This is a genomic window from Bacillus paralicheniformis, from assembly GCF_001042485.2.
GTDB classification, from domain to species: Bacteria; Bacillota; Bacilli; order Bacillales; family Bacillaceae; genus Bacillus; species Bacillus paralicheniformis.
The window spans coordinates 132,432-146,000 of the sequence record NZ_LBMN02000035.1 but is presented as its reverse complement, the minus strand read 5'-3'; the positions used below and the strand labels follow the sequence as shown (position 1 = coordinate 146,000).

Annotated in this window: 13 protein-coding genes; all 13 read right to left on the bottom strand. The window is 47.8% G+C overall.

The window, feature by feature from the left end:
• Position 1: 1 nt before the first annotated feature.
• The 13 genes from truB to ACH97_RS17495 all read right to left on the bottom strand — a co-directional run bounded on the left by truB (position 2) and on the right by ACH97_RS17495 (position 13,455).
• The gene (gene truB, locus ACH97_RS17550; RefSeq protein ID WP_020451434.1) at positions 2–931 is read right to left on the bottom strand and encodes a tRNA pseudouridine(55) synthase TruB; all 930 of its coding nucleotides are present in this window, start codon (positions 929–931) and stop codon (positions 2–4) included.
• 71 nt (positions 932–1,002) lie between these two features.
• The gene (gene rbfA / locus ACH97_RS17545) at positions 1,003–1,356 is read right to left on the bottom strand and encodes a 30S ribosome-binding factor RbfA (RefSeq protein WP_003181873.1); all 354 of its coding nucleotides are present in this window, start codon (positions 1,354–1,356) and stop codon (positions 1,003–1,005) included.
• A gap of 18 nt (positions 1,357–1,374) precedes the next feature.
• On the bottom strand, positions 1,375–1,653 hold the full coding sequence (locus tag ACH97_RS17540) for a DUF503 domain-containing protein (RefSeq protein WP_020451433.1): 279 nt from the start codon (positions 1,651–1,653) through the stop codon (positions 1,375–1,377).
• On the bottom strand, positions 1,650–3,806 hold the full coding sequence (infB, locus tag ACH97_RS17535; RefSeq protein WP_020451432.1) for a translation initiation factor IF-2: 2,157 nt from the start codon (positions 3,804–3,806) through the stop codon (positions 1,650–1,652). The genes ACH97_RS17540 and infB overlap by 4 nt, the downstream gene beginning before the upstream one ends.
• Positions 3,807–3,825: 19 nt before the next feature.
• Positions 3,826–4,128 (bottom strand): YlxQ family RNA-binding protein, encoded by a 303-nt coding sequence (locus tag ACH97_RS17530; protein WP_020451431.1) that lies wholly within the window; start codon positions 4,126–4,128, stop codon positions 3,826–3,828.
• A gap of 4 nt (positions 4,129–4,132) precedes the next feature.
• A complete protein-coding gene (gene rnpM, locus ACH97_RS17525; protein ID WP_020451430.1) occupies positions 4,133–4,405 on the bottom strand; it encodes an RNase P modulator RnpM in 273 nt (90 codons plus the stop codon).
• A 13-nt stretch (positions 4,406–4,418) separates the two neighbouring features.
• A complete protein-coding gene (gene nusA, locus ACH97_RS17520; RefSeq protein ID WP_020451429.1) occupies positions 4,419–5,537 on the bottom strand; it encodes a transcription termination factor NusA in 1,119 nt (372 codons plus the stop codon).
• A 31-nt stretch (positions 5,538–5,568) separates the two neighbouring features.
• Complete coding sequence (gene rimP / locus ACH97_RS17515) at positions 5,569–6,042, bottom strand: ribosome maturation factor RimP (RefSeq protein ID WP_023857195.1); 474 nt, start codon at positions 6,040–6,042, stop codon at positions 5,569–5,571.
• A gap of 193 nt (positions 6,043–6,235) precedes the next feature.
• Positions 6,236–7,420 (bottom strand): glycoside hydrolase 5 family protein, encoded by a 1,185-nt coding sequence (locus tag ACH97_RS17510; RefSeq protein WP_020451427.1) that lies wholly within the window; start codon positions 7,418–7,420, stop codon positions 6,236–6,238.
• A 66-nt stretch (positions 7,421–7,486) separates the two neighbouring features.
• Positions 7,487–7,822, bottom strand: coding sequence for a hypothetical protein (locus ACH97_RS24095; RefSeq protein ID WP_241494266.1), 336 nt, complete (start codon positions 7,820–7,822; stop codon positions 7,487–7,489).
• 3 nt (positions 7,823–7,825) lie between these two features.
• Positions 7,826–9,169, bottom strand: a complete 1,344-nt coding sequence (locus ACH97_RS17505; protein ID WP_241494265.1) for a cellulase family glycosylhydrolase — start codon at positions 9,167–9,169, stop codon at positions 7,826–7,828.
• 134 nt (positions 9,170–9,303) lie between these two features.
• Entirely contained in the window at positions 9,304–11,418 is a 2,115-nt protein-coding gene (locus ACH97_RS17500) for a glycoside hydrolase family 48 protein (protein ID WP_048350311.1), read from the bottom strand.
• A 75-nt stretch (positions 11,419–11,493) separates the two neighbouring features.
• A complete protein-coding gene (locus ACH97_RS17495) occupies positions 11,494–13,455 on the bottom strand; it encodes a glycoside hydrolase family 9 protein (RefSeq protein WP_020451424.1) in 1,962 nt (653 codons plus the stop codon).
• Positions 13,456–13,569 lie beyond the last annotated feature (114 nt).

Here is a 13,569-nt window from a genome sequence, read left to right as displayed (position 1 = left end):
TCTATTGTTCGCTTTTTTGCACGAGTACTTTTGCCGGCTTCAACAGGCCGGTTTTGGTCGGATGCGGATAATAGACGGCTGTGCACCGGCCTGCTTCCGTAAAGACCGCAATGCGGTCTTCGCTCGTCAAATGAGAAAAGCTGCCGGGCGTTTCAAGCACCGCTCCATTTTCCACTTTCTTAGCTAATGTATCACTAATTATCCATTTCGGCAAATGATCAAGCGCACGTTCGATGGGGACGAGCTTTTCGGACAATGTTCCACCAGCAATCAAGCCTTCGACGTCTTCAAAGGTCAAGCATTCATCAAGGGTAAAAGGGCCTGATGCGGTCCTGACCAGGTTGGACATATGCGCGGGATATCCGAGCTTCTCCCCGATTGTTACCGCCAAGGTCCTGACATATGTGCCTTTTGAACATGTCACAACAAACCGAAAGCGGGCTTTATCCTGCTCATGGCGAATCTCGGATGTCAGTTCGATATGATGGATGGTGATGGCCCGCTTCGGCCGTTCAACCTCGATACCGGCCCGCGCGTATTCATACAGCTTTTTGCCGCCTACCTTGACAGCGGAATACATCGGCGGGACTTGCTCAATCGTTCCTTCAAGAGATCTCAGGACGCTCTGCACGGCCTGTTCATCAGGCGGCGCTAAAACGGGCTTCTTTTCCGTGACTTGCCCCGTCTGGTCTTCTGTCTCCGTGGAACAGCCAAGCGTGACCTCTGCATCATATGTTTTGGACTTTTCCGTCAAATACTCGACGACTTTGGTTGCTCTCCCGATGCAGATCGGGAGAACGCCCGACACCTCGGGATCCAATGTGCCGGTATGGCCGACCTTTTTTGTTTTCAACAGTTTGCGGATCTTCATGACGCAGTCGTGCGAAGTCATGCCGACCGGTTTATGTAACAGAAGGACTCCGTTATACATTCGTGTTTCTTCGCCCCTTTCTCATTTGGAGCTAAAAAGGACAGGCAGTCGCCCGCCTATCCTTTTTCAGCTTATGATTCTTCTTTGTTTGCGTTCAGCTCGTGAATCAATGTTTCGATACGGTTTCCGTAATCGATCGACTCATCGAACTCAAAATGGATTTCAGGTGTTTTGCGAAGCCTGATTCGGTTTCCAAGTTCGGAACGAATAAAGCCCTTTGCTTTTGCCAGGCCTTTGAGCGTTTCTTCCCGTTTCTTTTCATCGCCTAAAACGGAAATATACACTTTGGCAATTTGCAAATCACCTGAGACCCTGACATCAGTGACTGTTAAAAATCCGATCCGCGGATCTTTCAGCTTTCTGCCGATAATGTCACCAAGTTCTTTTTTCATCTGCTCACCCACACGGGTAGCTCTCATCGTCATGACCATACCACCTCTACGTTAAAACCACTCTGTTCTCGTGATCGTCCGTTCAATTTCCGGAAAAGAGTCGATAAAGCTTAGAACCCGTTGCAGCTCTTTTTCCGTTTGCACGCGAGAGGAAGAAACGGCGGCGATACCAAAGCTTGTGCGCTGCCAAGTGTCCTGGTAGTCAATTTCTGAAACAGAAACGTTGAACTTTGCGCGGATTCTTGTGATCACCCGCTTCAGCACCGCTCGTTTTTCCTTGAGTGATGATGCATCGTAAATGATGCATTCGCATTCAACGAAACCGATCACTTTCTTTCAATTTCTTGCATGACATACGCTTCGATCATATCGCCTTCGCGAATGTCGTTGTATTTCTTAATGGTGATACCACATTCATATCCTTGTGAAACTTCTTTCACATCATCTTTAAAGCGTTTCAGCACATCGACTTCCCCTTCATAGATGACGACGCCGTCGCGGATCAAGCGGATTCCGCTGTCACGTGTGATCGTACCTTCCGTTACATAGCCTCCGGCAATCGTTCCGATTTTAGAGACTTTGAATGTTTGACGGACTTCAACCATGCCGATCACTTTTTCTTCATACTCAGGATCAAGCATGCCTTTCATGGCTGCTTCGATCTCATCGATGACTTTATAAATGATGCGGTGAAGGCGGATATCCACATTTTCGGCTTCGGCGGTACTCTTAGCATTTCCGTCAGGTCTGACATTAAACCCGATCACGATTGCATTTGAAGCAGAAGCTAAAATAATGTCTGATTCGGTAATCGCACCTACGCCTGTGTGGATGATTTTGACTCTGACGCCTTCGACTTCTATTTTTTGCAGTGCTGCAACGAGAGCTTCAGCAGAGCCTTGAACATCAGCTTTGACAACGAGATTAATGTCTTTGACATCGCCTTGTTTAATCTGTTCAAACAAGTCATCAAGGCTGAGCTTCGCTTTATCGCTGCGCTGTTCTTCAAGCTGCTTGGTAGCGCGGGCTTCGCCGACTGAACGGGCTGTTTTTTCGTCTTTGAACACAAGGAACTGATCCCCTGCATTCGGAACTTCGTTCAATCCGGTGATTTCAACAGGTGTTGACGGCCCCGCCGATTTAACGCGTCTGCCGACATCATTGACCATCGCGCGAACGCGTCCAAATGTGTTCCCGACGACAATCGGATCTCCGACGTGAAGCGTTCCGTTTTGAACGAGCAGTGTTGCGACAGAACCTTTTCCTTTATCAAGCTCGGCTTCGATGACCGTTCCTTTTGCTCTGCGGTTCGGATTCGCTTTGAGCTCCTCGACCTCGCTGACGAGCAGGATCATTTCGATCAGCTCATCGATTCCCTCTCCTGACAGTGCTGAAAGAGGAACGAAAATCGTCTCGCCTCCCCATGCTTCAGGAACAAGACCGTGCTCTGTCAGCTCCTGCATCACTCGGTCAGGGTTTGCCGTCGGTTTGTCGATTTTGTTGACAGCGACGATGATCGGCACTTCAGCCGCTTTCGCATGGTTGATCGCTTCGACCGTCTGCGGCATGACCCCGTCATCTGCAGCTACGACGAGAATCGTAATATCCGTAACTTCCGCACCGCGTGCGCGCATCGTTGTGAATGCGGCGTGGCCCGGAGTGTCAAGGAAGGTGATCTTTTTGCCGTTTTCCTCGATCTGATAAGCGCCAATATGCTGTGTGATGCCTCCGGCTTCGCCTTCGACGACCTTCGTTTTTCTGATGCTGTCAAGAAGCGTTGTTTTTCCGTGGTCGACGTGGCCCATGATTGTTACGACAGGAGGACGGATTTCAAGGTCTTCTTCTTGATCCGGCTCTTCGTATTTTTCGAGCTCGGTTTCTTCAAGGACGATCACTTCTTCGACGTCGACGCCGTATTCTGAAGCGATCAGCTCAACGGTATCTTTGTCAAGATCTTGGTTGATCGTTGCCATAGTGCCGAGAAGCATTAATTTTTTAATGATTTCTGACGGTTCTTTTCCGAGCTCTTCGGCAAGCTGCCCGACCGACATTGAGTTGGTAAATTCGATTTTTTCAGGCAGTTCTTTTTTCGGCTTGAACTGCTTCTCCTGCGGAGATTGATGATTTTTACCGCGCTTGTTCTTTTTGTTATTGTTGTTGTTGTTTTTCTTTTTGTTTTTATTGTTAAATTGAGTATTCTGCACGTTATTCTTCTTTCCGTCTCGATTTTTGTTTGGCTTACTTCCGGCATTCTGTTTTGCGGCTTCTTGCTGCGGCTTTTGTCCGCCTGTACCGGCATCCTTTTTATTTCCCGCAGGTTTAGCGCTCTTCTTGAATTTTTGATCGAGCTGTTTGATCGCATTTTCTTCGATCATCGCCATATGGTTATTGACTTCGATATTCATATCTTTCAATGCCGCGATAATATCCTTACTTGAAACATTTATGGCTTTTGCATATTCATAAACTCTCATTTTAGCCATTCGTTCACCCCCAAAAAAATTAATCGAGCTTTCGGAGCAACGTATTCGCAAAACCTTGATCAGTGACAGCAACAACCACACGGGATTCTTTGCCGATTGAACGGCCCAAAAGCATACGATCTCCGACTTTTTTCACCGGTACATCGTAGTGCCTGCATTTGTCGGTTACTTTTTTCTCCGTGTTAGCCGATGCGTCGTCTGCAAGCAAAACAAGCTTTGCGCGCGAATGCCTGATTTCTTTCACAACCAGGTCTTCTCCGGACACGACCTTTCGAGCTCGATTCGCCAGACCCAGCAAGGAAAACCATTCTGATTCCGACATTTATCTAATTCTCCTTTTCCGCCAGTTCCAGCAGTTCATCAAAAATCTGATCATCAATCTGTGCTTGAAGCTGATTTGCTAAGCTGTTTTTCTTTTTTGCAGTTAAAATGACGTCTTTATCAAGAGTAAGGTAGGCTCCCCGGCCGTTTTTCTTGCCGGTCGGGTCTACGGAAACTTCCCCTTCTTTCGAACGGACGACGCGGATGAGCTCCTTTTTAGGCTTCATTTCCCCTGTTACGACGCATTTTCTAAGCGGGATCTTCTTTCGGCTTTTCACCAAAGGTCACCTCTTATTCATCCGATTCTGGAGTTTCGCTTTCAAAGAAAAGCTCTTCCGGCTCCTCTTCTTCAAGCTCCCTTGGATAAATTCCAAGCTCTCTTGCATCTGTTTCGCTTTTAATATCGATCTTCCAGCTTGTCAGCTTGGCTGCCAGGCGGGCGTTTTGACCTCTTTTTCCGATGGCGAGCGACAGCTGGTAGTCAGGAACGACAACCGTTGTCGCCTTATCCTCTTCATTGACGATGACGTCGAGCACTTTTGAAGGGCTCAGCGCATTGGCGACGAATTCAACCGGATCGTTTGACCAATGAACAATATCAATTTTCTCGCCTTTCAATTCATTGACGATCGCCTGAACGCGCTGACCCTTCGGTCCGACGCAGGCGCCGACGGGATCGATGTCGGGATTATCCGTGCGCACGGAAATCTTCGAGCGGTCTCCCGCTTCTCTCGCCACGGATTTGAGCTCGACCGTTCCATCGTAAATTTCCGGGACTTCGATTTCAAAGAGACGTTTTAATAAACCTGGATGAGTTCTTGAAACGTAAATCTGCGGACCCTTCGTCGTTTTTTCGACTTTTGTAATGAACACTTTGATCCGGTCATGGGGCTTGTAGACTTCATTCGGCATCTGTTCTGAAACCGGCAGAAGGGCCTCGATTTTTCCTAAAGAGACATAGATGAACTTATTGTCGATCCGCTGAACGATGCCTGTCATGATATCTTCTTCGCGATCGATGAATTCAGAATAGATGACGCCGCGCTCCGCTTCGCGGACGCGCTGAGTCACGACCTGCTTTGCCGTCTGGGCAGCGATGCGGCCGAAATCCTTCGGCGTCACTTCGATTTCCACGACATCTCCGACAATGTAGTTCGGATTGATGTTTACGGCATCTTCAATCGAGATTTCAAGGCGCGGATCATATACTTCATCCACGACATCTTTGCGGGCGAAAACGCGGATTGAACCGGTGTCGCGATTTAAATCTACCCTGACGTTCTGCGCCTGGTTGAAGTTCCGCTTATAAGCGGAAATGAGCGCAGCTTCAATTGCTTCAATAATAATGTCCTTACTGATTCCCTTTTCTTTTTCAAGAACAGTCAGGGCATCTAACAACTCACTACTCATGTTTATGGTTTCCCCCTTAAACAGTCAAAAATTAATTGAACGAAACAGCCAGCCTTGCTTTGGCTACTTTATCATATGGAATATTGATCGTTTTCCGGCGCGTTTTGATCATCACCGCGACTTCCACGTTTTCACCGTCAAATGCGGAAAGCTCGCCTTCAAACTCTTTATTGCCTTCAATAGGTTCGTACGTTTTAATATATACGTTTTTTCCGAGCGCTTTCATGAAATCGGCTTCTTTCTTTAAAGGCCTCTCAGCTCCAGGTGACGATACTTCAAGAAAATAGTTTTGCTTGATCGGATCAGCCTCGTCGAGCTTTTCACTAAGAGCTTCGCTAACCTTGGCACATTCCTCGATGTCCACGCCGTCATCTGAATCAATAAACACGCGAAGAAACCAGCTCGGACCTTCCTTGACAAATTCGATGTCAACGAGTTCAAGCTGAAGATTGTCTAGTATAGGCTGGACCATTTCGCTGACGGTATCGATCACTTTGTTACTCATACTTTTCCTCCTTGTGCAGGCTCCCATTCATCAGCTCCCTCGTAAAAACCCTGCTTCAAAAGCAGGGGATTTTAGAAAAAACGATGAACATGTCGAGACAAAATTGCCTGTTCAATACAAAAGAGCGGGTTTCCCCACTCTTCGCCTCGGCTATCGTTAGCATTTCCAATAAAACTATACCATAACCATATTTTTATTGCAAATCATGACAGCGTTTAGTCTGACGCATTTCGGAAGCGGATGATTTTTCATTCATCCGCTTCGCATGTTCTGAAATGACAGAAGCGGCAGAGCTCGGATAAACGATCCGAAAACCGTCATAATCCGGATAAAGGGTCCCGTCATCCTGAATACCGGTCAAAATCCAAAATTGGCTGCCCGCTCCGCCCTGCTTTTCTATGAGTTCAAGCCATGTTCTGTAGACGTCGTCCCTTCTGGACTTATCCTGATAGCCGTACTCTTCTAAAACGACCGGCTTGCCGATTTCTTTTCCATCGCAAATATGGTCTGTGATCCACTGATTTCCCCATTCGGCCGTTTTGCCCCAATGATCCGGATAGAGGTGATATGTGCCGTAATCAATATGCTTAAGAGCAGTCAGCCTTTTCCAATCCACACCTTCTCCGCCGCTGTAATGCCAATCAGGGTGCCCTTCTATATGATAAAATCCTTCATCTCCAACTGCTACAAGATGGTTCTGATCAATGGATTTAATAAATTCGCTCATCTCATCCGCCCATTCGACAAGTGTATTTCCGGTTCTGTCAGACTGGACCCTTGGTTCATTGGCAAGCTCCCACGCCATAATCGCGGGATCATCTTTATATTTGACGCCATTATATGTGTTGACTCGGTTCAGCATATAGGATACATAATTTTTATACGCCTCTTTAATGTCCGGATGAGTATAAAAGGCGTCATGTCCATCCGCCTGAAACCACCTGACATATTGATTCATTCCGCCGAAATCATCCCAGTTGTTCACAAAAGGGATGACTAGTTTTATCCCTGTCTGTCCCGCTTTATAGATGGCATAGTCAAGCTTTGAAAAGCCTGATTCATCATATATGCCCGGCTTTGGCTGCATGACGGTATTTTCCTGCGGCTGGCCGTCAAGAAATCCCCAGATGCGGATCACTTTCAATTTCATCGCTTTCATATCTTCGAACACATCGTCGACCATTTTTTTAGATTTATAATGGAAATAATAGTTATTCGTCCCGGCAAAATAAAAGTCTTTTCCATTTAAAATGAACGATGTTCCGGATGTCTCAACAAAAGGAGACGCGGCTAGTGCCGGCCGGGGATTGCCAAACTGAATGGCGGAAAGCGCAAGCAAAAACGGTATCAGCAGTGTCAAAAAAAACTTTTTCGTCATCGTTATTCTTCCCTGCTTTCATAAAGAAGATCCATGGACGGCGCCATTCAGAGATTAGCAGGCCGTTCAAGGCGTGACTTTCACCTTCACGACCGTCTCGACGCCTTTCGGCCACAGTTCAAATGTAAAGGTGGAATCGCTTTTCAAATACTTTAAAACCCGCTCTCTCAAATACAAATCCCCGTCTTTTTCATAAAAATCCTCGTCATAGTTCAAGTAGGGCGTCCATGACCATACTTCTTCAAGAACCGGCCTTCCTGTAGAATCGACGACTCCTTTAACCGTAGCCAGCTTCGTTCCGTTCAGTGAAGCCGGGATTTTGAGATCACCGCTGATTGCCGATTGACTGACGGTGAATTCGCTTTTTTCAAGCTTCGGGTCATCATAAAGAATGATATCCATAACCTAGCTGGCTCCTTTATGAAACGTAAAAGTGAGCTGCGCTTTTACCCCAGGCTGCCCGGACCCGTTCAGCAGCTTTGCCAAGCAGGATTCCTTAATAGAGACCGTTTTTCCGGCATTATCAACTGTATAATCACTGCCTTCCTTTAATGGTTCGGATTTCTGATAAATGCCGGTCAGCACATTGCCGGTCAGCTGAATGTCCACCGTCTGATCGCTGAGGTTTTGACCTTTTTTTATAAAAAGATCTGCCGGTTTGATGATCGCATTGGGAACGCCGCGTCCCGCCTGAATGACAATCTCTTTAACAACAGGATCGCGCCACTGTCTCTCAGTCCGGTCAAACTGGTCATTCCCGTTGTCCCACCACATCGGGACCATTTGATATTTGTGGGCAAGGCGGACAAACGTATCATGATAGAGCCGCTTTGAATGATTTTCATTGGCGCCGAGGGTACCGTATTCGCCGATGATAACCGGGTATCCTTCCCTTACAAATTTTTCATAAACCGGTTTGATATCCTCCTCCATCTCGGAGATTTCGGCTGCCGATCCCCAAGTCGTCCGGCCCCACCAGTTTGATACGTAATCCCACGGAGAATAGTAGTGATATGTGAGGACAATCCGGTCATCATCAGGCGGTTCAAATGAATGAAGCAATTCATCTTTGTTATCTTCAAGCCCCCCGACGATCACGAGCCGCTGGCTGTTGTTGCCGCCGGTCGAACGGATGATGTTCAGCATCTCGCGGTTAAGCAGATTCATTTGATATGCGTTCATTCCAGTCGGTTCATTGACGATTTCAAACAGGAGGCGTTCACTTTTGTTTTTAAAACGCTCGGCAATTTGCTTCCAGACTTTCCCCAGCTTATCTAATGTCTCCTGCTGGCTGTTTCCCATGCGGCTGATCCATAGCCAAGAATCGTGGTGAATATTTAACACGACATAAAATTCTCTTTCCAACGCCCAATCCGTCACTTCTTCCACCCGGTTCATCCAAGCGGTGTCGATCAGATACCCGGGAGCGCTGCCGATGTGGGAGTCCCATGTCACTGGAATCCGGACGCTTTTAAACCCCGCGTCGCGAATATCATCAAAAGTATGCTCGCGAACCGGCGGATTGTTCCAAGAGCCTTCTGTCGGAACAGCATCCAGCGTGTTGCCAAGGTTCCATCCGGGACTCATGTTTTCCAAAAGGTCTGCCGGGGTGATGATGCTCTGCTTTTCTTGCTTTGCTGGCCCGCTTGTTCCCGAAGCTTTCGGAACTGTGGATAAAAGAACGGTTCCCATGATCAAAACGAACAGAATGATCGACTTTAAACACAAGGCTAACCATTTTTCTCTCAAACTTTTGAACTCCTTTTTTATTAGATGATCGTGCAAAACACTGGCTAAAATCCCTCAATTTAAAAAAGGCGGCTGAACGCCGCCTTTTCCCAAACGTTCAAGCGCATATCAATCTGACATTCTCTTACAGATTGTTATGCATTTCCGATTAAACGGTCATACTCAGCGTAAGCTGTCGCCATATCGACCTGAGACCAGAAGCGGTGATACACAAAAGTCGGCAGACCGTTTTCCCATTTGCCTGTATTCGGATTCCACGAGGTCTGATATTTATTTTCCAAATAAGGCCACATCGGATCGTTTTTAATTTTCGGACGGAGGTCGGCATGACTGATATAGACGCCGTTACCGCCCTTTGCCGGATCAGACGGCACAGTGTTGGAACCAGGAATGGTGTTGCCCTGCCCGTTTTTGCCGCTCCAGCCATTCGGAAAATAGACTTCCTTCGTAAAGTAGCGGATATAATCTTCATGTTCTTCCTCTGCTGCGATACCGATTCCGTCATTTTTATTCCATGCTGCATCAAGCAGTTCTTTTGCCACGTTTTTGGCCTTGTTTCCAAGAGCGGTAAAGCCGCCGGTTTCGGCTTTTGTTCCGGCTGCAAAGAAGACAAGCGTTTTAATATAGCTGCCGAGAACACCGACATCTTGAGAAGGATTCTTCGTCGTGACATGCAGTGCCGGATTTCCGGTAAATGAATCAAATCCCTTCCACGGATCAGGCTGGCCGCTCCATTCAAGGTTTGCCGGAATCCAAAACTCGCCTGGATCGGATTGTACGGCGATCTGCGGGTTTTGGCCGCCAAGGACGCGTTCTCCCGCTTCATTTAAATAATAGCCTTCTTCATCCGTAACAGGCCGTTCGCCCACAAACACATAATCAAGCGAATACGCGATCCATTTTTCAATCACATGCTTTGCCATTTGGAAGTTTTCAGACGATTTGTCACCTTTCTCTGCGAAAATGTAATACAGTTCCGCCACCCTTTCCAGCGGCCAGACTTGCATCCCGAACCAATTGTTAGAAGGCGGATCGTGATATACAGGCGCTTCTGTGTATGCCATTCCGTAAAATGTGCTGACATTCTGCGGATATGCGCTGTAGCTGCCGTTCCAGCTATTCGTGGCGCCGCCTGCAACAGCTCCTTCTGAAGAAAGCAGCCATGTGTAAAGTTCAAGCTGCCTTTTCAGCGCCTGTTCCCAATCGCTGCGCGCCGTGGATGAATTTGGAATCAATCCGCCTTCAGCTGTTGACAGTGCATAAGAAGCGACAGGGTTTTGATAACCTTGGTGCACATGACTCGCACCGATCCGCCACGCCCAGTTGGCATACTGTCCCAATCCGCCTCCCCAAGCAGTGTACCATGCCATTAAATAATGACAGGCATTTTTTCCAGTTCCGCGGGAAGGCGAGCCGTCAGCAGCGCTTCCAATCTCTTGAAAGTATTTGTCATACATGCCGTAACGGAGAAAGTCCCCCATTTTTTTAGCTTTTTCTAAATACTTAGTATTGCTGTAGCCCCATTGCCTTGCCCAGTACATCGCCTGAACAGCGCGCGCATCGGCGTCGGTCGCATTAGTGTAGCGCCATTGCGGGGCAGGAGCCTGATTTTCTTTTGTAAACAGACTCATAAACCCTTCATTCGGTTTTCCAAACGTCTGATTATCTTGAGAGGGGTGCGGAACCGTTTCCCAAACAGACTCCTGTTCACCGCGCTGGTAAGTGTTCACATAAACGGCGGTGTGTGATGGGTTCAACAGGTTCCCGAATCCATACCAGTTATCGACATCAAGCAGCCAGTGCATTAAATACGTTTCATTGCTTCCGTATGTGGATCTAAGCTCACTGTCAAGCGGATCGTTTCCGGCCGGATATTGTCCGGTCAAAGCCGAAGGATAAAGATCTGGGTAGCGGTGTTCGGCGGCATATGTGGCAGGGCTTGAGGGGTTATAATAGTTCATCGTCGGCTGTTCTTCGTTTCCATCGCCTTCATTGACCGGGATGATATATTTCTCCATATTGTCCCAGGCGGCTTCTAGCTTTGACCAGTCCTGTGTGTATCGGCCGTACATCGCTTCAAGCCACAGCCAATAACTGTATGCTTCAGATGTTGTCATATGGCCGTAATCAGGCGCTTCGCATATGAGCGTTTCAACTGAATGATAAGGAATGCCTTCAGGGGAAAAATAGCCGTTTTGCGGATTTTTAATTTGCTCATACAATTGCATAAAGCGTGTTTTATTGTCCATGATGCGTCCTCCTTTTGAAGCTTCAAGCTTTCGTTTCATATGATGGGACTGCCGGGGATTGAATCCGGGTGTTTTTTAGTCGGGCTCATTTCCAAAAACAAGCCGGCCTTCATCATATACTGGTATATACCGGGTTTTTGCCAGCGTGTGTGACAGCCCCCGGTAAGAGTGGTCATTTTTCGGATTCCAAAAAGACGTCCCCGCCGGAGCCGCTAGGCGGAACTGAACTTCTTTCTTGTGGGCGGATTGACCCCCGGGGTATATCATAACCCCGCTGAAGCTGACTTCCGTATAGTAAATGTGTTCGCCGATGTGATATGGCTTCAGCTGGGACACCGACGCCCCTTCGTTGTATCCGGTTGAGATCTTTATATCTTCCGAAGAAAATCCGGCATTCACCGCTTCAGTCAGGTCCACGTAATAGCGGAAAGACAGCTTATCGGTTTTCTTTGCCGGCCATCCTGATCGGTTATTAAGCTGCACTCTGATTTCTGAGTAGTTGTTTCCCGAGCTGTTTATGGATGCCTCCGCAAAAAATTCATCTTCTGGTGTTTCCTTTTCGGGAAAATGAGGCAGCGGTGATTGCCCGGCACCATACAGTTGAAACATTTTGGCTGCATTGCCCGTGAAAGCCGCATTGTAATCGATCGCAACTTCGTTTGACACATAATCATTTGTTTCGTCCCGGTACGAATCATCTTTTCCCGGTCCGCCTACTAACGCGCCGTAAAGGGTATGGCGGTGGTTTTCAGGCACATTCATATGATCGGCCCATGAACCGTGTGCGGTGCGGTGATGCGGGTGCTTCGGCGGATTTGTTCCGTACCCGACGATAAAGCTGCGCTGTTGCGGATTATCCCCAAGCATATAGTTCATTTGCTGAACCGCAAAATCCCGATACCTTTTTGCTTTGCCGGCATCTTTTACCCAATCTGAATAAACAAAAGCGAGAAAAGCGGCGTTTGAAGCGTAGCGCAGCGATCCCCACTGCTCAAGCCATGCCAGCCCGCCTGGTGTATAAGTGATACGCTCTGTGCTTCCATTATGATTGTAGCCTGTCGACCAATAATCAAGATTGCGTTCGACAGATGCGGTGAATCGGGATTCGTTCGTCAGACGAGCGAGCAGCAGCTGTGCTCCGTAAGAGACGTCATCCCAGGAAAGCGTCCAGCGGTAAGGCCAGTTTGCGGGATCGCCCCAATCTGAGACCGAAGCAAGCGCTTTATCCAAATATTTTTGATCGCCGGTTGCCAAGTAGAGCCAGACAGCTCCCCATGTCAGTTCATCTTTATATCCGCTCCACGAATTATAATATTGCTGCGCGTCTGTAATGCAGTCTGAATATTTGCCGCGGTAGCGGTCGGCAAAATCGTATAATTCCTTGGCATGGGCCAATAGTTTATTTGAATAAGAAGCATCTGTCGGCTTGAAGATGATTGATGCAGAAGCTAGGGCTGCTGCTGTACCGCCGGCAAGGTCTGACCCGGGACAGGCTGCATCTATCTTATAGGCCGGCCGCTTCATAGGCATCACTTCGGCCGGGCCCCACCAGGCGTGATCTTGGGCCCCATGGCCGACTTGGCCCCAAAACTCATAACGATCTGTATGCGCTTTAATAAAATAGTCTGTCGCCCATCTGATATTGTCTAATATCGCATCAAGCTGTCCTGCCGCTTCATAGGCATCGCGGTACTCATAGACGGACCACGACAGAACGGCCGCAGAATAAGCCATTGGAAGGCCGAACTTCACGTGATCTCCGGCATCATACCATCCGCCTGTCAAATCATGGCCGACATCTTTTCCATCCTCAAGAGCAGAGTCCCCTCTCCAATTCAGACGGCTGCTTTCCGGAAGCTTTCCGGAGCGCTGCGCCTCATAGAAAAGAATTGATTTTTGCAGCAATTCCGCATAATTTTGGCTCTCTTTCGCAGATGCAATGTCCGCCTTGCCGGAAGCCGGCATGAACAACATCGCAAACGTAAGCAGTAAAACAAAGAAAAACGCTTTCATTTTCCAAAAAGCTTTCTCTTTCAACGGACTCCTTCCTCCTCATTTTGTTTTCCTTCAAAACAGCCGATGTTTACATGACACTCACCTCCTTTAGTGACGGACAAATGGTGTCTTTCGGTAAGCGGAGAAGAGACTGAT